The 23,231-nt window shown below is 73.3% G+C and carries 21 protein-coding genes; 3 read left to right on the forward strand and 18 right to left on the reverse strand.

Annotated features, from left to right (window positions below):
• Nucleotides 1-72 precede the first annotated feature (72 nt).
• From K4G22_RS21495 to K4G22_RS21550, 12 genes are all read right to left on the reverse strand, one after another.
• Complete coding sequence (locus K4G22_RS21495) at nt 73-459, reverse strand: GNAT family N-acetyltransferase (protein ID WP_228081959.1); 387 nt, start codon at nt 457-459, stop codon at nt 73-75.
• A gap of 58 nt (nt 460-517) precedes the next feature.
• Nucleotides 518-1,189 (reverse strand): NADPH-dependent F420 reductase, encoded by a 672-nt coding sequence (locus K4G22_RS21500; protein ID WP_228081960.1) that lies wholly within the window; start codon nt 1,187-1,189, stop codon nt 518-520.
• Nucleotides 1,186-2,292 (reverse strand): LLM class flavin-dependent oxidoreductase, encoded by a 1,107-nt coding sequence (locus tag K4G22_RS21505; protein WP_228081961.1) that lies wholly within the window; start codon nt 2,290-2,292, stop codon nt 1,186-1,188. The genes K4G22_RS21500 and K4G22_RS21505 overlap by 4 nt, the downstream gene beginning before the upstream one ends.
• Before the next feature lie 272 nt (nt 2,293-2,564).
• The gene (locus K4G22_RS21510) at nt 2,565-2,735 is read right to left on the reverse strand and encodes a hypothetical protein (RefSeq protein ID WP_228081962.1); all 171 of its coding nucleotides are present in this window, start codon (nt 2,733-2,735) and stop codon (nt 2,565-2,567) included.
• Between the two features lie 300 nt (nt 2,736-3,035).
• Nucleotides 3,036-3,440 carry a hypothetical protein gene (locus tag K4G22_RS21515; protein ID WP_228081963.1) on the reverse strand — a complete coding sequence of 135 codons (405 nt, stop codon included), beginning with the start codon at nt 3,438-3,440 and terminating at the stop codon, nt 3,036-3,038.
• An 83-nt stretch (nt 3,441-3,523) separates the two neighbouring features.
• Entirely contained in the window at nt 3,524-4,186 is a 663-nt protein-coding gene (locus K4G22_RS21520) for a hypothetical protein (protein ID WP_228081964.1), read from the reverse strand.
• 76 nt (nt 4,187-4,262) lie between these two features.
• The gene (locus tag K4G22_RS21525) at nt 4,263-5,150 is read right to left on the reverse strand and encodes an anchored repeat-type ABC transporter permease subunit (RefSeq protein WP_228081965.1); all 888 of its coding nucleotides are present in this window, start codon (nt 5,148-5,150) and stop codon (nt 4,263-4,265) included.
• The gene (locus K4G22_RS21530) at nt 5,150-5,893 is read right to left on the reverse strand and encodes an anchored repeat-type ABC transporter ATP-binding subunit (RefSeq protein WP_228081966.1); all 744 of its coding nucleotides are present in this window, start codon (nt 5,891-5,893) and stop codon (nt 5,150-5,152) included. The genes K4G22_RS21525 and K4G22_RS21530 overlap by 1 nt, the downstream gene beginning before the upstream one ends.
• The gene (locus tag K4G22_RS21535; protein WP_228081967.1) at nt 5,890-6,855 is read right to left on the reverse strand and encodes a choice-of-anchor M domain-containing protein; all 966 of its coding nucleotides are present in this window, start codon (nt 6,853-6,855) and stop codon (nt 5,890-5,892) included. The genes K4G22_RS21530 and K4G22_RS21535 overlap by 4 nt, the downstream gene beginning before the upstream one ends.
• A 38-nt stretch (nt 6,856-6,893) precedes the next feature.
• Nucleotides 6,894-8,447: an anchored repeat ABC transporter, substrate-binding protein gene (locus tag K4G22_RS21540; RefSeq protein WP_228081968.1), complete on the reverse strand. Its 1,554-nt coding sequence runs from the start codon at nt 8,445-8,447 to the stop codon at nt 6,894-6,896.
• Nucleotides 8,448-8,564: 117 nt separating this feature from the next.
• The gene (locus tag K4G22_RS21545; RefSeq protein WP_228081969.1) at nt 8,565-10,568 is read right to left on the reverse strand and encodes a choice-of-anchor M domain-containing protein; all 2,004 of its coding nucleotides are present in this window, start codon (nt 10,566-10,568) and stop codon (nt 8,565-8,567) included.
• A gap of 350 nt (nt 10,569-10,918) precedes the next feature.
• A complete protein-coding gene (locus K4G22_RS21550; protein WP_228081970.1) occupies nt 10,919-12,145 on the reverse strand; it encodes a choice-of-anchor M domain-containing protein in 1,227 nt (408 codons plus the stop codon).
• 197 nt (nt 12,146-12,342) lie between these two features.
• Between K4G22_RS21550 and K4G22_RS21555 the strand changes: the two genes are divergently transcribed.
• Nucleotides 12,343-12,993 carry a choice-of-anchor M domain-containing protein gene (locus K4G22_RS21555; protein WP_228081971.1) on the forward strand — a complete coding sequence of 217 codons (651 nt, stop codon included), beginning with the start codon at nt 12,343-12,345 and terminating at the stop codon, nt 12,991-12,993.
• Here the strand turns inward: K4G22_RS21555 and K4G22_RS21560 are convergent.
• The 3 genes from K4G22_RS21560 to K4G22_RS21570 all read right to left on the reverse strand — a co-directional run bounded on the left by K4G22_RS21560 (nt 12,977) and on the right by K4G22_RS21570 (nt 16,427).
• The gene (locus K4G22_RS21560; protein ID WP_425336734.1) at nt 12,977-14,941 is read right to left on the reverse strand and encodes a heavy metal translocating P-type ATPase; all 1,965 of its coding nucleotides are present in this window, start codon (nt 14,939-14,941) and stop codon (nt 12,977-12,979) included. The two genes, K4G22_RS21555 and K4G22_RS21560, sit on opposite strands and share 17 nt — an antisense overlap.
• 88 nt (nt 14,942-15,029) lie before the next feature.
• The gene (locus K4G22_RS21565) at nt 15,030-15,416 is read right to left on the reverse strand and encodes an ArsR/SmtB family transcription factor (RefSeq protein WP_228081972.1); all 387 of its coding nucleotides are present in this window, start codon (nt 15,414-15,416) and stop codon (nt 15,030-15,032) included.
• 51 nt (nt 15,417-15,467) lie between these two features.
• The gene (locus K4G22_RS21570; RefSeq protein WP_228081973.1) at nt 15,468-16,427 is read right to left on the reverse strand and encodes a DUF368 domain-containing protein; all 960 of its coding nucleotides are present in this window, start codon (nt 16,425-16,427) and stop codon (nt 15,468-15,470) included.
• A 261-nt stretch (nt 16,428-16,688) separates the two neighbouring features.
• Between K4G22_RS21570 and K4G22_RS21575 the strand changes: the two genes are divergently transcribed.
• Together K4G22_RS21575 and K4G22_RS21580 are read left to right on the forward strand one after the other, a co-directional pair.
• Nucleotides 16,689-18,983 carry a protein kinase domain-containing protein gene (locus K4G22_RS21575; protein ID WP_228081974.1) on the forward strand — a complete coding sequence of 765 codons (2,295 nt, stop codon included), beginning with the start codon at nt 16,689-16,691 and terminating at the stop codon, nt 18,981-18,983.
• Nucleotides 18,984-19,026: 43 nt separating this feature from the next.
• Nucleotides 19,027-21,324: a protein kinase domain-containing protein gene (locus K4G22_RS21580; protein WP_228081975.1), complete on the forward strand. Its 2,298-nt coding sequence runs from the start codon at nt 19,027-19,029 to the stop codon at nt 21,322-21,324.
• A gap of 22 nt (nt 21,325-21,346) precedes the next feature.
• Here the strand turns inward: K4G22_RS21580 and K4G22_RS21585 are convergent, their stop codons facing one another.
• The 3 genes from K4G22_RS21585 to K4G22_RS21595 all read right to left on the reverse strand — a co-directional run bounded on the left by K4G22_RS21585 (nt 21,347) and on the right by K4G22_RS21595 (nt 23,156).
• Nucleotides 21,347-22,138: a hypothetical protein gene (locus tag K4G22_RS21585; protein ID WP_228081976.1), complete on the reverse strand. Its 792-nt coding sequence runs from the start codon at nt 22,136-22,138 to the stop codon at nt 21,347-21,349.
• A gap of 97 nt (nt 22,139-22,235) precedes the next feature.
• Nucleotides 22,236-22,550 (reverse strand): 4a-hydroxytetrahydrobiopterin dehydratase, encoded by a 315-nt coding sequence (locus K4G22_RS21590; protein WP_228081977.1) that lies wholly within the window; start codon nt 22,548-22,550, stop codon nt 22,236-22,238.
• A gap of 81 nt (nt 22,551-22,631) precedes the next feature.
• Entirely contained in the window at nt 22,632-23,156 is a 525-nt protein-coding gene (locus K4G22_RS21595; RefSeq protein ID WP_228081978.1) for a flavoprotein, read from the reverse strand.
• Nucleotides 23,157-23,231: the final 75 nt, after the last annotated feature.

The following is a 23,231-nucleotide window of genomic DNA, read 5'->3' on the forward strand; positions in this document are numbered from 1 at the left end:
TTGGCGGAGCGTGCTTTCCGACGCCTGCCGGAGCCGTGGCGAACCATCACGCGACGCGCGGGAGACCGGGTCTCAGCCCTGGGTGGCGCGCTTGACCAGGGCGATGTCGGACGGGGTCGCCCGGCGGAACACGCCGCCGTTCGCGACGAAATCGTCGCCATGCCTCTTCAGATGGCGGGCGAACAGCGGGCAGACGGGCACGACGGTGAGGTTTCTCGCCGCGCTGTCCTTGAGCGCCTCACGCACCAGGAGCCCGGCGAGACCACGTCCACCGAATTCCTCGTCCACCTCGGTGTGGAAGAATATCCGCTCCTCGCCTACGTCGGGGGAATCGACGAACTGGGCTCTGCCGACGGGTGATCCTTCGCTGAGATGCACGGTGTAGGAATGCGTCGGGCCGGTGAGGTCCAGCCTGACCGTCACGGGTGCGCCGCTGTTGTCGATCAGTCCCTGACTCATCGGGCTTTTCCTTTCGTAGGAGCTGTCACGAGAGGGTGTCACGGGCGAAAGAAGGTGTTCACGGGCGTTCGACGGGATCGGCCGGGGCGGGGAGTTCGGTGAGCGCGCGAAGCCGGTCGATGTCGACGTTGGCTCCGAACGCGGGGGTTCCGGGCTCCAACCGGGCGCCCGCCGCGAGGTCGCCGATCACGAGCGGGTCGAATCCGAGCGCGTCGACCAGCTCCGAGACGACGGCGAGATCCCCGGGCGAGTCACCGGCGATCGCGATCGCCCTGCGCCCGGGGCGGCCGGCGGGACGAGCCCCGTCCTCCAGGTCGTGGTAGCCCATGTGGTTGAGGGCTTTCACGACGCGGGCGCCCGTCAGGAACCGCTGCACGGCTTCGCTCGACGTGCTGTCGGGCGGGAGGATCAGGTCACGGGGGCCGTCGACCTCCCACCAGTGGTTCATCGCGTCGACGACCAGCTTGCCCACCAGCTTCGGCAACGGCAGGTCGCGGTGTCTGCCGAGCGGGAGGGCGAGGATCGCCACGTCGGCGGCCTCCGCGGCCCTGGCCGGCCACACGGCGGTCGCCCCGGGGGTGAGCACCTCGGTGGTCAGCGCGATCTTCGCGGGGTCGCCCGATCCGGAGATCAGGACGCGATGGCCGGCGGCGACGGCCAGGCGGGCCAGGACGGTGCCCACCTTGCCGGCGCCCAGGACCCCGATCGTGGTGACGGGGCTGGTCGTCATGACGCTCCCGCCGTGGCCGGCTGTTCCGCGAGCAGCTCGCGGACCCGGGGGATGACCTGGGTGCCGTACAACTCGACCGAACGCAGCCGCGCGGAGGCCGAAACGGTGCCGGCGGCGGAGTAGATCATGTCGAACCGGCCCGCGTCCAGCACCCGGATCGCGCGGGCGATCTTGGCCGCGACCGTCTCGACCGAACCGACGTACAGCGAGCCGCGCTCCACCTCGGTGTCGAACTCCGAGCGGGTGATCGGCGGCCAGCCGCGCAGCGCGCCGATCCGGTCGCGGATCTCCCGGTATCCGGGGTAGAACAGCTCCTTGGCCTCCTCATCGGTCGGGGCGACGAAGCCGGGCGAGTGCAGCCCGACCGGTCGCGCCGTGGTGCCACTCGCCTGGCTCGCGCGCCGGTACAGATCCACATAGGGGGCGAACCGGTCGGGGGCGCCGCCGATGACGGCGAGCATGAGCCGGAACCCGTAGTGCGCGGTGCGGATCACGGACTGTGGCGAACCGCCCACTCCGACCCAGGTGTTGAGGCGTCCCGACTCGGTCTTCGGGTACACGTCCGCGCCATGCAGGGCGGCGCGGGTGGTGCCTTCCCAGGTCACCGGCTTCTCGTCCAGGAGCTGATGGAACAGGTCGATCTTCTCGTCGAACAGCACCTCGTAGTCCTTGAGGTCGTAGCCGAACAGCGGGAACGACTCGGTGAACGAACCACGTCCGAGGATCACCTCGGCACGACCGCTGGAGAGCGCGTCGACCGTGGCGAACCGCTGGAACACCCGCACGGGGTCGTCCGAGGACAGCACGGTCACGCCGGAGGCGAGCCGGATGCGCTTCGTGGCGGTCGCGATGCCCGCCAGCACCGTCTCCGGGCTGGAGATCGCGTACTCGGGCCGGTGGTGCTCGCCCAGCGCGACCACGTCGATGCCGATCTCATCGGCCAGGACCGCCTCGGCCACCGCGGCGCGGATCGCCCGCGCGTGCGAGAGGATCTCGCCCCGGTCGTCGCGAGGCAGGTCGCCGAAGCTGTCGATACCGAACTCGACCTGCGAGGCGTCCGTCCCGTGCGAGTCCCGCGACGTGCTCTCCTGCGGGGCGTTCATCGACATCACCTTCTCCCATCTAGTTGACACATCAATCGTGTCGGGTATTCCTGTGTGCCGACCGGCTCGGAAACGGGGCGTGCGCCGGGCGCACGCCGTGCGCCGAGGGGTGGCGTGTCCGCGTGCGTGCCACGGCCCGGGTCGGAACGTCACGTCGGCGCGACCGTCGTGGTCACCGTCCCCGGCTGTGACCTCGGAGGCGTCGCCGCCGCGAGCTCGTCCGCGGGGTGACCCCACGGGCGCGTGCCCTCGCCGTCGGCCGGGGCGCGCGCTCAGGCGGGGCGGGGCGCGAGCGTGCCTCTCGGATCGTGCCGCCCGTGCCGCCCGTGCGCCTCGTGGTCGGCGCCGACGGGGCCGCCAGGGGTCCAGGTGGGCGGCGGAACGTCGACGACACGCAGCACGTCGGTACCGCCGTACTCGGAGAACCGCACTGCGAGGGACATCCGCTCAACTCCTGGTTCCTCTGGCGCGCTTACGGGTGGGACGGGTCGGCCAGCCGTGCTCAGCGGGCTGACCGCCTGGCGGCCCCGCGCCATGTGGTTGATGCGTCACCTAGATTAGGCGCCGGTCCTTGAATCGTCAACCAACTGCCCCCGGAGTGCGCCGGCGGACGCGGCCCGAAGGACCGATCGGGCAGCGCGCCGCTGCCGACGATCGCGGCCTGGAGCCGATCGACGGTGCGGGGTGGGGTGTGACGGCCGTCCGTCACGGGGGACGGGAACCGTGCGGACGAACGACGCGCCCTAGGTGTTCTGTCCCGGTGTCAGGGCCGTGAGCAGGCGGGGCAGTTCGGTCGGCATCACGGCGAGGAGCACCTCGCCCTGGGGGGACGCGCACACGACGACTCTGGAGCCGCCGTTGATCCTTATGGCCTCGCGCATCGTGGGCGAGCGCACCCCGACCTGCCGCAGCCCCGCCGGAAGTGCTGTCCCCGCGCCTGCCTTGGTGCGCGGTTCCCAGGCCATCGTGGTGGGACCGATCAGCATCCGCCCACGGAGCCACCGCTTTCCTCGTGAGGGATGCCTGAGCAGGCAGGCGAACGTGATCGCGTCGCCGTGAGCGGCCCCGGCGGCACGCCGCTTCGCCTTGCGGCGGAACAACCACGCCGTCAGCCCGGCGGCGACGCAGGCAACCACGAGTTCGATCACGGAGGAATTCAAGCAGGACACACCCCCCATGCCCACCCCGCCGCTCCCGACGGCCGTCCCGAGGCGGCGAGTTGGGGCGGGGGTCAGAGGGCGTCGGGGAGTCCGGTCAGCAGGGCCAGGGCGCAGATGGTGGCCTCCTCGTCGGTCAGGCCGAGGGGGACGCGCCAGCCCAGGGTGTCGCGGACGGTCAGGGAGCGGTCGCCGAGGCGGATGGCGTGGCGCGTGACCTGGTAGAGGGGGCCGCGCCCGCGACGGACGGTGATCTCGCGGCCGTGCAGCCAGACGGCGAGCGGCTGCCGGGTGTCGCCGTCCAGGTACTCGCCGGCCTTGCTCTGCTTCTCCAACTGGTGTCGCAGCACGCCGGGTTCCTTGAGCCACCGCGGCAGCTGGACGCGCTCCGTCCCGTCCGGTCCGGTGAGCGTCGCGGTCAGCCGCTCCATCCGGGGCCGCAGGCTCAGGGTGAACTCCGCACCGGCCAGGTCCGCGCCGCGTCTCCAGATGAGGCCCAGCTTCCGCCACCGACCGATCTCCACCGGCCGCAGCTCCGGCTCCTTGGCCCGTAGGCGCTGGTCACGGCGTGATCTGACGTAGTGCCTGACCCCGACCCACATCCCGAACGGCAGGACCGCGGCGAACCACAGCAGGCTGAACTTCCACAACTGGGGCCCGATCGCGCCGATCGCCCCCAGCGGCAGCGTGATCAGGCCGACGAACCGAGCACCCTGCCACACTGCCGCACGCCACATCGTGTCCACCCCTTCGTCCGTCCCCGCGCTCGCCGGTCGGCGGCGACGGCTCCGGGGACGGCTCCGGGGTCGTCGGCTACTTCCACGCCGTTCGGTGGCCGGTGCGGCGGAGGTGTCGCGCGGCGCGGATCAGCATGCCGTGGCGGGGGGCCAGGGTCCAGGCCAGGAGGAAGAAGCCGGTGGCCACCAGCACGATGGTGCCGCCGGTCGGGAGGTCGGCGCTCCAGGAGAGGTAGAGGCCGACCAGGGCCGAGACGGCGCCGATCAGCGGGGACAGCAGCATCATCACGCCGAGCCGGTCCGTCAGCAGCCGCGCGGTGGCGGCCGGGGTGACCAGCAGGGCCAGGACCAGGATGTTGCCGATGGTCTGCACGGAGATGACCACCGCGATCGAGACCATCACATAGAGCGCCAGGTCCAGGGCGAAGACCGGCAGGCCCAACGCGCGGGCCGACTCGCGGTCGAGGGTGACGGCCACGAACTCCTTGTGGAACAGGAAGGTCAGGACCAGCAGCGCCGCCGTGGAGACGGCCACCACCACCAGGTCCTCGTCGGGGATGCCGGTGATCGAGCCGAAGAGGAACTGCTGGAGCGAGCCCGAGTAGCCGGGGGAGCGGCTGATGATCACGATGCCGAGGGCGAAGGCCGCGACGAAGAAGACGCCGATCACGCTGTCCTCGCGCAGCCGCCGGTTCTGCGAGAACACCGCGACGGCGACGGCGGTGAGCACCCCGGCCACCGCGCCGCCCAGCACCAGGTTGCCCTGGATCACGAACGCCACCGCGAGCCCGGGGAAGACGGCGTGCGCGACGGCGTCGCCGATGAACGCCATTCCGCGCAGCACCACATAGCAGCCGATGATCCCGCAGACCGCCGACGAGAGCAGCGCGACAAAGAGCGCCTTGGGGAGGAAGGAGAGCGCGGGATTGACCAGGTCGGCGACGAACTCCTGTGGAGTCAGCATCAGTTGACCCCCAGCGCGGCAAGAAGCGGGCTGCCGGCGCGGATGCCGAAGGCCGTCCGCCACAGCTCCGCGTCGGTGAGCGCCTCGGGCGCGCCGGTGGCCACCACCGTCCGGTTGACCAGGCAGAGCCGGCCGCAGGTGTGCATGGCGGCGGCCAGGTCGTGGGTGGTCATCAGCACCGCCTTCCCCTCCCGGCTCAGCTCGGCGAAGAGATCGGTCAGCAGCTCCTGCGTCGGCATGTCGAGCCCGGTGAACGGCTCGTCCAGCAGCAGCACGCTCGGCCGCAGCGCCAACGCGCGGGCGACCAGGACGCGTTGGCGCTGACCGCCGGAGAGCTGGCCCACCGGGCGGTCGGCCAGCGCCGTCATGCCGACCCGGGCCAGCGCCTCGCCCGCCGCGCGGTAGTCGTCCACCCCCGGGCGGCGCACCCAGCCGACGCGGCGTACCCGGCCGGAGAGCACCGTGTCGGCGACATCGATGGGGAAGTCCCAGGCGAACTCGTGGCGTTGGGGCACATAGCCGACGCGCTGGCGGACCCGGGCGATCGGCGCGCCGTCGACCAGCACGGTGCCGGAGGCGGGGCGGACCAGGCCGAGCACCGAGCGCAGCAGGGTGGTCTTGCCGGCGCCGTTGGGGCCGATCAGCCCCATGAAGTCGCCCCTCTCCACGGTGAGTTCGATATCGCGCAGCACCAGCCGCCCGCCGAGGACCACGTTCAGGCCGCGCACCGACACGGCCGTCATGACGCGTCCCCGTCCGATGCGGCGGCGAGCCGCCTGGCCCGCCGGCCGCGCGCGGTGACGGTGAGCAGGGCGCCCAGCAGGGCCACGGCCACCGCCCCGACGGCGAGCAGGACCACCGGCAGCGAGGAGGTCGCGGTCTCGTCCTGTTCCTCGTCCGGCTCGGGTTCCGCCGGGGCCGGCGTCGGCTCCGGCTCGTCGACGGTGGTGGCGAACGCCTCGGCCACGTCCGTCGTCTCGCCGACGGCGAAGCGCAGCGGTGCGCGGTCGGCGACGGTCTCCCCGGTGATCAGATCGGCCGACACCTCGAAGTCCAGGACGTAGACGCCGGGTTGGGTGAAGACCCAGTTGGCGTGGGTGTGGGTGTTGAGGTCCACCCACAGCTCCTGGGGCCCCGGCTCGTCGCCGTCCCAGAGCACCTCGGGGGCGCCGAGGTCGCCGTTCTGGAGGAAGACCGCGAGGTGTCCCGGGCCCTCGACGCCGTGCATCGTCAGCGTCACCCCCCGGTTGACCCGGGCCATGACCTCCGGGTCCTGGGTGTTCCAGCCCAGCCAGACCACCTCGGGGGCCTGGGTCTGGGGGATGACATGGAGGTCGCTGCCAGGCTCGGCGTCCAGGAAGGCGAACCGCGGGTCGTCGGGCGCCTGTTGGACCGCCGCGTCGACGACTCTCGTCACCACGTCGGTCAACGCCCGCCACACCGGGGGCGACTGGGAGTCGTCCCGGCCCTGGATGCGCCACTCGCCGTCGACGAACCGTGGGCCGATGTCCACATGGCCGATGTCGAGCACCGCCTCGCCGGTGACGTTCTCCTCCTCGGGGGCGACGGTCTGGCCCAGGTCGCCCTCCTCGTCGGCGTGCACGGCCGGCGCCGTCAGGGCGACGAGGAGGCCGGCGGCGAGCAGGGCCGCCGGCAGCGTGCGTCGGTGGCGGAACGCGCCCGGCGGCGCGAGGAGTTGAGGCATCTTCGGTTCCTTGCTGGGGGGAGGTGTGGAGGAGAGGTTCAGCCGAGGCAGTCGCGCAGGGAGTCGGCGTTGGCGCGCATCATCGCGACATAGCTGGTGACGTTCTCGTCGAAGGCGTCGCCGTAGATCACGCACACCTCCACGCCGCGCTCCTCGGCGATCTGGACGAGGGTGCTGGAGCGGCTGCGGAGGTTGGGCTCCAGGAAGACGGCCGGCACGGCGAGGTTGTCGATGGTCTCGCCCAGCCGTCGGCGTTCCACCAGGCTGGGCTCGGTCGCCGGGTTGGGTGTGACGAAGCCGGCGATGTCCAGGCCGTAGGCCGCGCCCAGATAGCCGAACGCGTCGTGGGTGGTGACCAGTTGGCGCCGCGAGGGTGGGATCTCCGCGACGGTGTCGGTCACCTGGGCGTCGAGCTCCTCCAACTCCCGCAGGTAGTCGGCGGCGTTGGCGCGGTACTCGGCGGCGTGCCCGGGGTCGATCTCGATCAGGGTGTCCCTGATGATCTTGACATAGGCCATCGCGTTGCGGACGTTCTGCCACAGATGGGGGTCGATCTCGCCGTGCACATGGCGGCCCAGGACGGCCTGGGGCAACTGGTGGATCTCGTCGCCGGCCCGGCCCAGCACGCGGAACCTGGGGTCTCCCGGCACCTCGGTGAGCGCCTTGTTGGGCACCTCGACCACCGTCCGGGCGGGGGAGTGGGCCTCGTGACGGGCGCCGCCGCCCTCGGCGTCGGCGAGGAGGGACAGCCCCTCGGGTCCGTCCAGATCGACGGTGACATCGGCGTGCCCCTCGTCGAGCACGGTCGCCCCGGCCATGCCGGGGACCGCGTGTGGGTCGACGCCGACCGCGAAGGTGATCGTGGACTCGCCCACCGGCAGCGGCCGGCTGCCCTGGGTGGGCACCACCTCGGCCGCCAGATCCAGCCGGTAGACGCCCGGTTCGGTGAACGCCCAGCTCATATGGGTGTGGGCGTCCGGCGGGAGGAGGACGGTGTCGTGTTCGTAGCCGTCGCCGGGGTCGAAGCCGTCCGACGAGTCGAAGTAGACCGCCGGCTCGCCGAAGGTCTCCGTCAGATAGCCGACCAGCTCGCCGGGGCCTTCGAGCCCGGTGGCCTTCAGCCGCACCTCGGACGAGCGGGTGGCCCCCAGCTCCTCGCCCGTTCCCCGCACGCGCAGACCCAGCCAGATCGTGTCCAGGTTGACGTTCTCCACCAGCGGGATGATCTCGGCCGCGTACCGCACCGCCCGTTCGGCGAGCGAGATGTTGGGAACGTCGTCCGGAAGGTTGGCGTCCAGCGCGCGGATCAGGTTCTGCTCCTCCAGCATCAGGTAGTTGCTGAACGCGGCGTCGGCGTAGACGATGTCGCGCACGTCCCGCAGGGTGGGTTCGTGCGCGTGCGGGTCGCCGCCCTCGGGGACCAGCGACTCGACGTCGACCAGCTCACCGCCGACGTGCCGGGCCAGGTCGGCCAGGATGCCCGTGGTGGTGACGACGCTGAGCCGACCGTCGTCCGGCGGGGTGGTCAACCCCCCGCAGCCGCCGACCGTCAGGGCCAGTGCGACGGCCAGTGCGGCGCTTCCGAGGGCCATGGGCCGGCTGACTCTCTCCATGAGCATCCCTGAACATCCCTGTCTTTCCAGCGGTGTCGGGCCGACGGCGCCCGTGCGAAGGGGCGCCGTCGGCCCGGTCTCGGGCGTGGGCCGGTCTCAGGCGTGGGACGTCCGCTGCCTTCGGGCGATCAGGAACACGCCGGCGCCGGCGGCCAGCAGGGTGGCGCTGAGGCCCACCACGAGCAGGGGCGGGAAGCCGCTGCCGGTGCTGGCCAGGTTGCCGCCCCCGCCGCCCGACTGGTCGGCGGGGAGGGCGCAGTCCTCGCCGTCGGCGGTCTTGCCGACCGTCACCGTCCGGGTGGTGCCGCCCTGGGGCCGCTGGCCGCTGGGCGCGTCCCCGACGGCGAAGGTGTAGGTCGCCGAGTCGCTGGTGATGGCCGCACCGTTGGCCGGGTTGGTGGCCGTCGCCCGGGCGGTGAGCGTGTAGGTGCCGGCCTCGGTGAACGTCCACTGGGCGTGGGTGTGCGCCGGCGTTGCCTCCCGCAGGGTGCCGGGCAGCTCGTAGCCGCCCTCCTCCAACAGCGAGACGACGCCGCCGAAGGTGTTGGTGGTGTAGAGGAAGACGTCGCCGGGGCCCGCCACCGAGCTGATGTCGATCTCCACGTCGGTGTAGCCGCTGCCGGCGGTGCCGTTGGTGTCCCAGCCGGGCCAGACCAGGTTCGGGTCCTGGGTCAGCGGCAGCAGATAGCCGGCCGGCGAGCCCGGGTACGCCTCGGGGATGTCCTCGGTGAGCGCGTCGGGCTTGACGTGCAGCGCCACGTCCTCTGGGGCGTGCGTCACATGGCTGCCGGTCACGTCCTCCTTGAGGTTGAGGACCAGGTCGTCGCCCTCGGCCACCACGTTGAACGCGTCGATATGCCCGTGGTCGAGCACCAGCAGGTCGCGCGGCTCGGCCGGGACGTCGCGGTCCTCCTCGACCGGGAAGCACCGCGGCTCGTCGTGGACGGTGCCTCCTGCGGGGCCTCCGCCGGTGCCGCCGCTGTCCGAACCGCCGGTGTCCCCGGTGCCGCCGGTGCTGTCCGAACCGCCGTCGGTGCCGTCGTCGGAGCCGCCGCCGCTGGTGCCGCCGTCGCTGCCGCCGCCACCGTTGGTGCCGCCCGAACTCCCGTCGGTGCCGCCGGAGTCGCCGTCCGAGCCGCCCGCGTGGCCGTCGTCGTGGTCGTCGACGCGGATGGTCACCGGCTCGGAGGTGGCGACCACCTCGTGGTCCTCGTCCAGCAGTTCGGCCCGCAGCTGCTGGCCGTCCACCTCGGCGGTGCCCGCGTACCGGTCGCCGGCGCCGCCCTCGGCGGCCTCCCAGTCGGCGGCGGCGGAGTCCCTGCTGTACCAGTGGTAGTGGTCGAGATCGGTCGTGGCGTCGGGGACGGCCGTCAACTCGACCGCGTCACCGGTGTGGTAGTGGTCCGACAGCCCCTCGATCGACAGGCCGGTCGGTGCCGGGTCGGGTTCCTCCGCCTCGCCGACCGAGAAGCTGTAGTCGGCCGGCGCGCTGGTGAGCACGGAACCGGTGGCGGGGTTGGTCGCGGTCGCCCGCGCGGTGAGGGTGTAGCTGCCCGGCTCGCTGAACGTCCACTGGGCGTGGGTGTGCGCCGGGGTCGCCTCCCGCAGGGTGCCGGGCAGCTGGTAGCCGCCGTCCGCCAACAGGGAGGTGACGGTGCCGAAACCGGTCAGCGTGTAGAGGAAGACGTCGCCGGGGCCCGCCACCGAGCTGATGTCGATCTCCACGTCGGTGTAGCCGCTGCCGGCGGTGCCGTTGGTGTCCCAGCCGGGCCAGATCAGGTTCTGGTCCTGGGTCAGTGGCAGCACGTATCCGGCCGGCGAGCCCGGGTACGCCTCGGGGATGCCGTCGATCCAGGCGTCCTCCTTGACGTGCAGCAGCACGTCCTCGGGGGCGTGGCGGACATGTGAGCCGGTCACGTCCTCCTTGAGGTCCAACACCAGCTCGCCTCCCTCGACGGAGACGTTGAAGGCGTCGATATGCCCGTGGTCCAGCACCAGCGGATCGGCCGCGTGCGCGGTGCCCATGGCGCCGGCCACCACGGCCGAGGCCACGAGGCCCGCCATGGCGTGCCGCCATCCGGGGCGTATTCGGGTGTCCATGTGGTGAGTTGCTCCCTCTGCTGTTGTCGGCGCCGCCGATGTCGGACCGGCCGCATCCCTCCGACGGTGCGAAGCGTACGAAATGAAAATCGTTTTCATCAAGGGGTGTCGGGTGTGCTCCCGGACGGACGTCGGCGGGCGGACCGGCTTCTCGGTGGCGGGCCGTGCGCCTCAAGTGGGTTTGACGGTGGGGGAGTTGTGGGGACCGTCAGACGCCGGGCCGGGTGGAGGGCCGGTGTGGGGCCGCGCCCATCGGTGTGACGCACGGCACGCCTGCGGCGCTGCCGCCGCTGCCCGGTGGTGGTTGCGGTGTGTGTGGGTTCGGCTGCTGCCCGCGGCGCTGTCGCCGCTCATTCGGTCGTCGTCCGGTGGCGGTTCGGTCGAGTGGCCCGCAGGAGGGCGAGTCCGGCCGCTGCGGCCAGCAGGGCGCCGACGCCGAGGGGGACGAAGTCCCCGCCGGTTGCGGCGAGTTCGCCCGTCGCGCCGCGCCCACCGCTGCTGCCCGCTGCCGCGCTGCCGGCCGTTGCGCTGCCGGCTGTCGCGCCACTGCCTGTCGCGCCACTGCCCGCTGTCGTGTCGCCACTCGTCGCGCTGCCGACCGTCCCGCCGTCACTGCCGCCGCCCGTCCCGGCGCTGCCGGCCGTCGCGCCGCCCGCTGTCGCGCCGCCGGCCGTCGCGCTGCCGCCCGTCCCGCCGCCGTCACTGCCGCCGGCTGTCCCGCCGCCGCCCGTCGCGCCGCCGGCTGTCCCGCCGCCGCCCGCTGTCGCGTCGCCGTCGCCGTCGTCATCGTCGCCGTCGCCGCTGCCGCCGCCCGTGTCGCCCGGCTCCACCGGCGGAGCCACCGGCGGAGCCTCCGGTGTGGGGAGTTCGACGTGGTCCGGGTCCGTGTCGCCGACGACGGCGGTCAGTGTGCCCGTGTCATGGACCCGTTCGCCCGTCGGCAGGGTGGTGCTCAGCTCCAGGCGGAGGCGGTAGACGCCCTCCTCGGTGAAGAACCACAGCGGGTGGGCGTGCACGCCGGGGCGCAGCTCCACGGCGCCCGGTTCGGCGCGGGTGCCGTCGATGTCGATGCCGACCACGCTGCCCAGCTCCGGATGGTCGCGCCACTGGCCGAGGAAGAACCCGTCGGGCCCCGTCACCTCGGTGAAGGTCGCGGTGATCGGCGAGTTGACGGCGTCGGTCGGGATCTCCTCCGTGCTCCAGCCCGGCCACAGCAGCCCCGGCGCGTAGGTGACGCTGTGGTCGACCCAGAGGGTGTCCCCCGGCTCTCCCAGCTCCTCCGGCACCCGCCCGGCCGCCGAGGCGGGTATCTCCCACGCGTGCCGGGCGTCGAAGTGCAGGATGACGTCGTCGGGTTCGCGCCAGACCGACTGTCCGGGGACCGTGCCGTCCTTGACCTGGAACGTCAGCTCCGCGCCGTCGAGCCGGGCCGCGAGATCCAGATGGCCGCCGTCGAGCACCGCCCGTTCCCGGTCGGGCCCCTCCTCGGCGGCGGCGGACGCGGGCGCCAACAGCAGCCCGACGGCCGCCATGGCGCCGATCCACGGCGCCCGCTGCCGCCGCCCGTGTCGTGACATGCCCACACTCCTCAGGGTCGATGAACGCCATCACCGTAGTTGGTGATGATTTCCATGTCCATATCGACGGGAAACCTCAAGTGACGGTCTCCGTCTGTGACATGGCGCACCGGAACACTGCTTGCCACGTCCAGATGAAAATGATTATCGTCTTGGCGTCGGTCTCCCTGTGACTCCTCACCAAGCGAGGTTCAACCGTGCGTAACGCCCGTAGGTCTCTCACCGTCGCCGGCGGTATCGCCGCCGCCCTCTCCTGCGCTTCCCTGGCCACCGCGTCGGCCGCCGCCCCCGTGGTCATCTCCACCGGCCATGTGGACGTCGTGGGCGTGGAGTTGGCGGACGGCGCCTTCCATGTGCATGTTCACGACGAGGACAGCGGCGTGGCGTACGAGCCCGCCGACGTCGTCCTTCAGGCGCTGCCCGGCGCCGCCTACACCGTCCCGAGCGATCCCTGCTACGGCTTCCTCGGCGCGGCCGGCGACACCGTTCACCGGCTGCCGCAGACCCAGAACCCGGATCTGCTCTGGGCCGGCCTCTCCGCCCATATCGACGCCGGCGTGCTGGCGGGCGACACCTTCACCCTCTCCCTGGAGAGCGTGACGGGGCCCGGCGACCTCAGCGTCTACCAGGACGGCCTGTGCGCCGCCGACTCCCGCTTCTTCGACAGCGGCGACGGCATCGACGCGGCGGACTCCACCGAACTGAACGCGCACAGCCACGTCCACGCCAACTGGGCCTTCACCGAGCCCGGTGACTACACCGTCGCGTTCACCGTCAGCGGCACCCTCGTCGACGGGACGGCCGTTCCGCCGGTGACCGAGGAGTACACCTTCAGCGTCGCCGAGTAGGCGCGCCCTCCGGCGCCGCACCCGCCGCCGTGGAACGAGGCCGGCGAGGGGAGCGCGCGCGACGCGCGCTCCCCTCCTCGGCCGCCACACCTCGCGGCGCGGGGAGTGGGGCGCGGAGCGGGAGGTGGGTGCGGCGGCCGGCGCGGATGCCGTTGGCGATGACCAGGACCTCGGCCAGCTCGTGGGCGGCCACGACGGCGGTCAGGCCCAGGGTGCCGGTCGCGGCCAGGGGGACGAGCGCGACGAGGATGGCGCCGGAGAGCAGCAGGTTCTGGGTGAGGATCCGGCGGGCGGCGCGGGTGTGGGCGATGGCGTCGGGCAGCCGTCGCAGGTCCTCGCCCATCAGCGCGACGTCGGCGGCCTCGATGGCGACATCGCTGCCCATGGCGCCCATCGCCACGCCCGCGTGGGCGGTGGCCAGCGCCGGGGCGTCGTTGATGCCGTCGCCGGCCATGGCCACCGGCCCCTGGGCGGTGGACAGTTCGCTGACGACGCGCGCCTTGTCCGCGGGGAGCAGCTCGGCGTGGACGTCGCCGATGCCGGCGCCCGCGGCGATCGCGTGGGCGGTGCGGGCGTTGTCGCCGGTGAGCATCGCCAGGCGCATGCCCTGCTTCTTCAGGGTGGTGACCGCTTCGGCGGCCTCGGGGCGGATCTCGTCGCGGACGGCTATGGCGCCGATGAGTTCCGCGTCCAGCTCGACGAGGACGACGGTCGAGCCGGCGTCCTGGAGCCGGTCGACCTCGGCGGCCAGCGGTCCTGGGGAGACAAAGCCCGGCTTGCCCAGCCGGGCGGGGCGCCCCAGAGCCGTGCCGCGCAGCCCCAGGCCGGGGACGGCCTCGACCTCGACGGCCGGCGTCCCCGGTGGGGCGGCGGCCAGGACGGCCGCGGCCAGGGGGTGCTCGCTGCGGGCCTCCAACGCGGCGGCCACCCTGAGCACATGCGCTGGCTCTCGCCCGGGGGCGGCCACGGTGTCGACGACGGTCGGCTCGTTGCGGGTGAGGGTGCCCGTCTTGTCGAGGGCGACGACCCGGACCTGGCCGAGCCGCTCCACCGCTGCGCCGCCCTTGATCAGGACGCCGGCCCTGGAGGCGGCGCCGATCGCGGCGACCACCGCGATGGGCACGGAGAGCGCGAACGCGCAGGGCGCGGCGGCCACCAGCACGACCAGGGCCCGTTCGATCCACACGTCGGGGTCGCCCAGCAGGCTGCCCAGGCCGGCCACCAGCGCGGCCAGCACCAGCACCCCCGGCACCAGCGGGCGGGCGAAGCGCTCCGCCAGGCGCTGGCTGGTGCCCTTGCGCGCCTGCGCCTGGTGCACGGTGTGGACCAGGCGCGCCAGGGAGTTGTCCTCGGCGGTGGCGGTGACGGAGATCTCCAGCGCCCCGGCGCCATTGACCGCGCCGGCGAACACCTCGGCGCCCGGACCCACTTCGACGGGCGCCGACTCGCCGGTGACCACGGAGAGATCCAGCGCGCCATGGCCGGCCAGAACCAGTCCGTCGGTGGCGATCCGCTCGCCGGGGCGCACCAACAGGACGTCGCCGATGCGGAGTTCATCGGGGGCGACCTCGGCTTCGGCGCCGTCGCGCAGGACGCGCGCGGTGGGCGGGACCAGGTCGAGCAGGGCGCGCAGCCCCCGCCGGGTGCGGGCCAGGGCGTAGCCCTCCAGGGCCTCGGCTATGGAGAACAGGAACGCGAGCATCGCGGCCTCGCCCAACTCGCCCAACGCCACGGCCCCGGCGGCGGCGATGGACATCAGCAGGCCCACGCCCAACCGCCCGCGCAGCAGGGCCCGTAGGGCGCCGGGCACGAAGGTGCCGGCGCCGACCAGCAGCGCGGCCAGCAGCAGGCCGGTGGACCAGGCGCCGGACGCCGGCCAGGAGGCTCCCAGCAGCAGACCGGAGACGGCCGCCGCGCGCAGCGTGGCCCCGCCGGCCAGCCGGGCCACCGGCGCCCGCGTTCCAACCGTTCCAGCTGTTCCAGCTGTTCCACCCGTGCCGTCGGCCGCGTCCGTTCCGTCCGTCGCGCAGCAGGCGTCAGCCATGGCCGGGCCGCTCGTCGGCGTGGGCGTAGTCGTCGGGGCCGCACGGTTCGCCGGACGCGTCCTGGTGGTCGACCAGCAGCACCAGGGCGGCCAGCTCGGCCAGCGCGTGCGCCAACTTGGGGTCGGCCAGCTCGTACCGCACCCGCCGCCCCACCGGAACGCCTCGGACCAGGCCGCAACCGCGCAGGCACGACAGGTGGTTGGAGACGTTCCCCCGCGTCATCCCCAGCCGGTCCGCCAGATCCGACGGATAGGCGGGCTCCGCCAACAACGCCAGCAACAGCCGCCGCCGGCTCTCGTCCGCCAACGCGGTCCCGACCCGGGCCAGAGCCGCCGCGTCCACGACCACGCCAGGGCCGCCCTCGGAGATGCTCACCATGGCCACGACGATACAGTGGGTGCTGAATTCAGTAAAGACTGAACCCGGGTCTCATCTGCCCCTGGCGGGCACCCTCGCGTGGCGTCCACGGCTTCTTCTCGGGTGCTGCCTGCGGTGGGCGATCAGGAGCACCCCGGCGACGACGAGGAAGCCGAGGAGGATCAGCCCGAGCCGCTCCGGGACCGCCTCGGTCGGCGCGTAGAGCGTGCGGTCGTGTTCGTCGCCCTGCCAGGGCCAGAGCGCGCGGAGCGCACCGGCCATGACGCCGGTGAGGACGACCAGGGTCATGTGGTGGTGGTGCTGGAGCAGCCAGCGCAGCGACTTCACGGCGATGGCGAGACCCACGAGCATGCCGAGCCCGAAGATGGCGACATAGCCCACGTCCCGGTTGTTGAGGGCGTCGACCGTGGGCTCGTACATGCCGAGCGCCAGCAGCAGGAACGAGCCGGAGAGCCCGGGCATGATCAGCGCGGTGACGGCGATCGCCCCGGCGCCCGCCACGATCAGGGAGTTGTCGGCGGAAGCCGCGACCGAGAGCGACGTCAGCCAGAACGCGAGCGCGGCGAAGACCAGCGCCAGGCCGTAGTGGGCGGCGGTCCAGCGCTGTCCCGAACCGCTGTAGGGGATCCACAGGGACGCCAGGACAAGACCGAAGAAGAGGGCGTAGGCGTGTCCCGTGTGATCGGTGACCAGCGGGGCCAGCAGTCGGGCGCTGAGCAGCAGCCCGAGCACCATGCCGATCGCCAGCGGGGCGATCATGCGCCAGTCGACGCGCCGCGTCTCCTGGATGGTGCGGTCCCTGCCCTGGCCGGTGAGCAGCGCCCGTACGGCGGCGGCCAGTTGGCTCGCCGCGCCGATGAGCCGCTCGAAGACGCCGATGATCAGCGCGACCGTCCCGCCGCTGATGCCGGGCAACGCCTCGGCGACGCCGATCAGTGAGCCGCGGAAGGCGTTGAAGGCGCGGCCTTCGGCGGGTCTGGGTTCCGACAGGGCGTGCGAGAGCACGGGCATGGTCTCCGCTCAGACGGGGGGCAGGGAAAGAGCCACACGCGGGGAGTCCCGGGCGGCTGGGCGCTTTCATCCTATGCATCGCGCGGGGTGCGTCTCCGGGAGCGGTTTCCTCGTCCGGCCGAGTCCGGCCGATATCCCCGCCGCCCTGGGGTGCCCATTTCTCGAACACATAGGATGATTTCCTCAACAGGGGCGTCGGAGGTGGACGTTCGTGCGGGTGGTAGTCGTACCGGGTGGGGCGCAACGGGAGCGGGGCGGGTCGTGCTTCGGGAGTTGAGGGTGGGCACGCCGGCCGGCGTCGGCCCCTATCGGCTGCTCGCGCTGCTCGGCGCCGGCGGCATGGGCGAGGTGTATCTCGGCACGCGGGACGGGGAGTTGGCCGCCGTCAAGACCGTCCGGCGGGAGCTCGCCGTCGACGGCGAGTTCCGCGTCCGGTTCCGTCGGGAGGTCGCCGCGGCCCGAGCGGTGCGGCATCCCCGGGTGGCCCAGGTCCTGGGCGGGGACGCGGAGGCGGCCCAGCCGTGGTTGGCGACGGAGTATGTGCCGGGGCCCACGCTCCAGGAGGCGGTGGCGCGGGGTGGCCCGCTGCCGGTGCCGGTGGTGCGGCGGCTCGGCGTGGATCTGGCGCGGGCGTTGGCGGCGGTGCACGGCGCCGGGTTGGTGCACCGGGATGTGAAGCCGGGCAATGTGCTGCTGGCCGCCGAGGGGCCGAGGCTGATCGACTTCGGCATCGCCAGGGCGACGGACGCCAGCACGCTCACTGCCACCGGGAAGATGATCGGCTCACCCGGCTTCATGTCCCCCGAGCATGTCGCCGGCGGGCGGCAGGTCAGGGCGGCCTCCGACGTGTTCTGTCTGGGCGCGGTGCTCTGCTTCGCCGCCACCGGCACCGGACCGTTCGGTGAGGCGCCGCTCGCCGTGCTGCTCTACCGGATCGCGGAGGGCGAGGCGGACCTCTCGGCGGTGCCGGACGAACTCCGCGCGACGCTGACCGCCGCTCTCCACCCCGATCCGGCCCGACGTCCGGGACTCGCCGAGCTGGTCGCCGCGTTCGACGGGGCCCAGGGCGCCGAATGGCCGCCCCCCGTGGGGGAGTTGATCGCCGGCCAGGAGGCCGAGGTGCGCCGGCTGACCGCCCGTCCGCCGATGCCCTCGCTGCCGCCGGCCGCGCCCGGCACCGCCGTGACCACCCGGCTCGGCGACGCCGCCCGCGCCGGCCGCCGCCGACGCGGGTGGCGCGCCGGCCTGTTGCTGGCCGGCGTCGGCCTGGCCGTCGGCCTCACCGCGCTGTGGTGGCCACGCGGCGGGGACGAGCCGAACGACCCCCCGCCGCCGGACCCCGGCACCGCGGCGGAACTGCCGCCGGCCGAACGGGTCACCGTGGACGCCCTGGGCGGTCCCGACCGTGGCCGGACCTTCCCCGCGCATGCCCTGGACCGCCCCGAGGAGTGGCGGGAGTGGGCGGGCGCCTTCGCCGGCGCCCCCGAGCACTGCGCGCTCGGCAGCTCGCTGCTGGTCTGCCGGCTCGCCGACGGCACCCTCCAGGCACTGGCGGTCGCGGACGGCAGCCCGCTGTGGCAGGTCGCACCCGCCGACGGCACCGCGCCGGACGCGCTGGGCCCGCCCGCGCTCGGCGGCTCGCTGGTGCTGTCGGTCGAGGGCGACCGCCTGGTGGCGCGGAACACCGCGACGGGCGAGCCGTACTGGGCGAGCGAGCTGCCCGGCGACCGCCCCGAGGCCGGCGGCCACCCGCTCACCGCCGACGGCACCGTCTTCCTCGGCGTGACCGGGGACGAGGGGGTGACCATCGTGGCCCACGCGCTCGCGGACGGGGCCGAGCTGTGGCGGCGGCCCGCCGGCGGGCCGCACCAGGACGGCGAGGGCCAGCCCGTTCCCGCCGTCCAGGCGTACGGCGGGGGAGCGCTCTTCGCCAACGACGCCGACGGGGTGTTCTCCCTGGACGGCGCGACCGGCGAGGAACGGGCGCGGAACTCCACCGGGGCGCCCTACTGCGCGGACGGCCGGCTGATGAGCGGCTATCTGGCCTGCCGCTACCCGGCGGACCACGAACTGGCCGGCGGCTTCCACCGGTTCGCCGCCAACCAGGGGCTGGCCCCGCTGTTCGACACGGAGGACTTCACCGTCGACACGGCGTTCGCGCCGGCCGGCGCCGGATGGGCGGACCGCGCGGCCGGGACGCCGGAGACCGTGCACGCCTTCACCGACACCACCCTGCTCAGCCTGCGCGGCGCCGCGGGCGAGGAGGAGCTGCTGCTGCGCCGGGTCGGCTCCCAGGACGAGGAGCCGACCCGGTACTGGCCGATGCCGGACACGGCGGACGGTGAGACGGTCACCCCGCCCGTCCAGGTGGGGAGTTGGGCGGTCTTCGCGGCCGGCGACACCCTCTACGCCTATGACGCCGACGACCCACGGGAGCGGGCGCTGCCCCTGCCCGCCACCGGGGACGGCGACGATCCGCCGCGGCTGCTGGCCATGGGCGGCCTCGTCTGCCTGGTGTGGGCGGACGGCACGGCGGTCTCGGTGGAGATCCCATGACGTCCCGGTGGTACGGAGCGAGCGAACCCGTAGGAGCGAGCGCATGATGGAAGCACTGACCCCCGAGGACCCGGCGTGGGTCGGTCCCTACCAGCTGCTGTCCCGACTCGGCGCCGGCGGCATGGGCGAGGTCTACCTGGCGCGCCGCGACGCCGCGGGCCCCGGCGGGGAGTTGGCCGCCGTCAAGACCATGCTGCCCGAACTGGGCGCCGACCACGGCTTCCGGACGCGCTTCCGCCGGGAGACCGCGGCGGCCCGCGCGGTCAACAGCCCCTACACCACAGCGCTGTTGGACGCGGACCCGGACGCCGATCCGCCGTGGTTGGCGACGGAGTATGTGCCGGGGCCCACGCTCCACGCGGCGGTGGCGCGGGGCGGCCCGCTGCCGGTGCCGGTGGTGCGGCGGCTCGGCGTGGATCTGGCGCGGGCGTTGGCGGCGGTGCACGGCGCCGGGTTGGTGCACCGGGATGTGAAGCCGGGCAATGTGCTGCTGGCCGCCGAGGGGCCGAGGCTGATCGACTTCGGCATCGCCAGGGCCGCCGATGCCACCGCCCTCACCGCCACCGGCATGCTGGTCGGCTCACCCGGCTTCATGTCCCCCGAGCAGGTCAGGGCGGACACCGCGCCGGCCGCCCCCTCCGACGTCTTCTGCCTCGGCGCGGTACTCTGCTTCGCCGCGACGGGCCGCAGCCCCTTCCACGACGAGGAGACCGCCGCCGTCCTGCTGCGGATCAGCCGCGCCCAGGCCGAACTCTCCGGCGTCCCCGAGGAGTTGCGCGAGCTCCTGGCCGCCACGCTGCGCGCCGACCCCGCCGACCGCCCCGACACCGCCGAGCTCATCGACCGGCTGACGGACGCCCCCGCGAGCGCCGCCTTCCCCTGGCCGGCCCCGGTCCTCGACGTGATCCAGCGGCACGCCGCCGAGCTGGCCCGGGTGTTGGCCGAGGCGCCGGAGCCACCGTCCGCACAGAACACCGTGGCCGCACCGCCCACCCCGCCCGCGTCCGGCGCCGCGACCGCGCCGCCGGCCGGGCGACGTCGCTCCCGGGCGCCCCTGCTGGCCGTCGCCGGCGCCGTGGTGGCCGCCGTCGGTGGGCTCCTCGCCGGCGCCCTGCTCTTCGGCGACTCGGGGGACGACGACGACCCGGCGCCGCCGAGCGAATCCACCGACACCGCCGGCGCGGAGACCGAGGAGCCGGTGGAGGCGGCGCTCCCGAGGTCGGCGGAGTTCCTCCGTTCCACCATGGTGCCGCACCCCAGCACGGGGGAGGCACAGCCCTGGATCGGCCTGCCTTCGCCCACCGACCCCGAGCTGGCGCCCGACGGCTGGGCGCCCTGGTGGAGCGAGCTGGGCGACATGCCGGAAAGCTGTTCCGTCAGCACCGAGTTGATCTCCTGCGTGGTGCCCGTCGGCACCGGCACCGGCACCGAACTGCGGGTGCTGAACGCCGCGAACGGCCTGGACATCACCCGCCGCGAATGGCGCTCCACCTCCCTCGCCCCGGCGGTGAGCGGCGGCCTGATCTACCTCCCGGACGGCAGCGACCTGGTGCAGGTGGTCGCGGCCGACGACACGGCCCAGGCGGTGCTGGCCGGCCCCTCCGGCTACGACCCGGTCCGCACCGTCGTCGACGACGGCACCGTCTACGTCAGCTACTTCGGCGACGCCGGCCTGGGCACCTCCCACAGCATGATGTTCCGCGCCTTCGGCGAGGCGGACGGCGAGCTGCTCTGGGAACGGGAGATCACCGGCGCCTTCCCGCAGACCATGCGGCTGGCCGGCGGCAAACTGTTCATCGACGCCGACGCCCAGGCCAGCCCCGTGCTGGACGCGGCCACCGGCGAACCGCTGGACGAGGCCACCGGGGTCTGCTCGCTGTGGCAGCTGGCCGACGAGTGGGTCTCCTGCGCTGCGGGCGGAACCCAACCGGCCGGCGCCCACGCCTGGGACGCATCCACCTGGCAGCGCCTCGACCTGCCGCCCGCCACCCGCCCCCTCTCCACCGAGCACGGGATCGGCCTGACCCTCACGGACTCCGACGCGGTGGCCGTGGGGCTGCGGACCGGCGTCGAACAGTGGACGGCACCGGGGGAGGACTTCTACTACCGCAGCGAACTGGTCGCGGCCGGGGACGTGTTGCTCGCCTCGGGCCTCGGCCAGGTGGACGTCTACCGGCTCTCCGACGGCGCGCTCCTCGACCCGCCGACCCTGCCGGAAGGCTGGCCGGGCTCGGTCCGGGGCGGCACCGCCCACGACCCCCTCCCCGTCGCGCACGGGGGCGTGCTGCACCTCTTCTACCAGAACGGCTCCGTCGTCAGCACCGAACTCCCCACGGAGTGACGCCCGTTCGCCCGTCCTGGGCTCACCGCTGCTCGCGCGTGAGGCCGCTGCCGTCGGCGTTCATCGAGTAGCGCCACCGCGCCGCGCCTGGGAAGCTGAAATGGACCTGGACGGGCCCGGTCCTGGGCTCGTCGCCCCGGGTGCGCCGGACATAGATCTCGATGGCCCCGGTCGGCTCCTCCCCGGTCTCGGCGACGAACTCCGCCCTCGCCCGGTTCCACGCGGGGAGGATCTGGTCCCACGCCACCTCGTCCAGGGAGAACTGCTCGTCCGCCGACGTCGGATGGATGGCGTCGTTGCCCCGGCCCGCTTCGGTCAGGTCGCCGTCCTGGTAGCCCCAGACCCGCACCAGGAGCTCGCCGGGTTCGATCGGCATCCGCGCCCACACCATCGACCGGTTGAGCGTCACCTCGACGACCTGCCGGTGCCCGGCGCGTTCACTGAACGCCGCCAACGCGGCCTCCAACGCCTCCGGTTCGCGCATGTCGAAGCTGGGCTCGTTGTCCCCGATCGCCTGGACGCGATCCCCGATCGCCTCCCGGGCGGGATAGACGGCGACCGTCACGCCCAACACCAGCACGAGCACATAGCCGACGACCCCGGCACGGCCGGGCCCACCCGCCTCCGGGACATCCCGCGCCGGGCGCGCCACCACCCGAACGACGATCCAGACCGCCACCAGCGCCATCCCCACCAGGGCCGGCCGGTGGTCAACTCCCGTACCACCGCCGAGCTGCGCGACCATGCCACCGATGACCAGCCCGACACCGAGGACGACGACGGCTGTCCACAGCGCACGAAGGAAACGGTTCATGCCGGTATGTTGCCGCAACGTTCCCCCTACCGGTCACGGAATCCGCCGACGCGGCACGACTCCCGCGACGAACACGCCCGGAGGGCACGCCGCGTGGTCAGACCGGTTCCGCCCCGTGGGCGGCGGCGATGGCGTCGATCCGCTCGGCGAGGTCGAAGTCGGCGGCGGTGAGCCGATGCCCGGCATCGTGCGTGGTGATGGCGAACCTGACCCGGTCCCACCGCAGATCGATATCCGCGTGGTGCCCGATCAACCGCTCGATGTCGGCGACATGCACGATCAACGCGACGCCCCCGTGGTACCGGATACCGAACGAGCGGGTGATCATCTCCCCCTCCCGTCGCCACCCCACCAGCGACTCCAACCGAGACCGAACCTCCGCCTCGGAGAGCACCACAGGTGTCTGCGTCATCTCAGCTCCCTTCCACCACAGGCGCCAACACTTCGTCGAGGGCGCGGCCTTCCCACGCGGTCATCGTGCTGTGGCGGGGCGTCATGGGCTGGGGAGGGCGTTCAGGCCGATGTGCCAGGGGAATGCCGTGCCGTCTCCGCGCTTGGGTGGGTGCGGCTCCCCGGGGGCGAAGACGACGTCAACACCCTGGTCCCGCAGGGTCTCCACGGCTCGGGCGACGGCCGGCTGTGCGCCGAGTGCCGTGGACCAGAAGGGCATCACCGCCACCGGCACCCCGAGGTGCACTCCTTCGGCGGGCAGCCCGAGCGCCACCGTGTCCGTGATCCCCGCGCCCCACTTACAGACGCTGGTGGTGGTCAGCGGCGCCACCAGCATCGCGTCCGCCTTCGGCAACGCGTCCCGCTCATGCGGCAGTTTGTACCGGTGCCGCACCGCGTGCCCCGTCAGCTCGGCCAGCTCCCCGAGCCGAGGCTCCCACCAACGCGCGGCGGACGGCGTCAGGATCAGGCACACGTCCCAGCCCGCAGACTGTGCCGCACGGACTCCATCATCAATGTGCCTGGCTGGCCCAGCGGCACATGCGATGAGATACAGCACCTTGGTCATGCGCGGATTCCACACCGCTCGGCCAGCCCACGCAAGCCGGCGCCGGGCGACCCACACCAACGGGTGCGGCGCGGC

The sequence above is a fragment of the Streptomyces profundus genome, assembly GCF_020740535.1.
In the GTDB taxonomy this organism is placed as follows: Bacteria; Actinomycetota; Actinomycetes; order Streptomycetales; family Streptomycetaceae; genus Streptomyces; species Streptomyces profundus.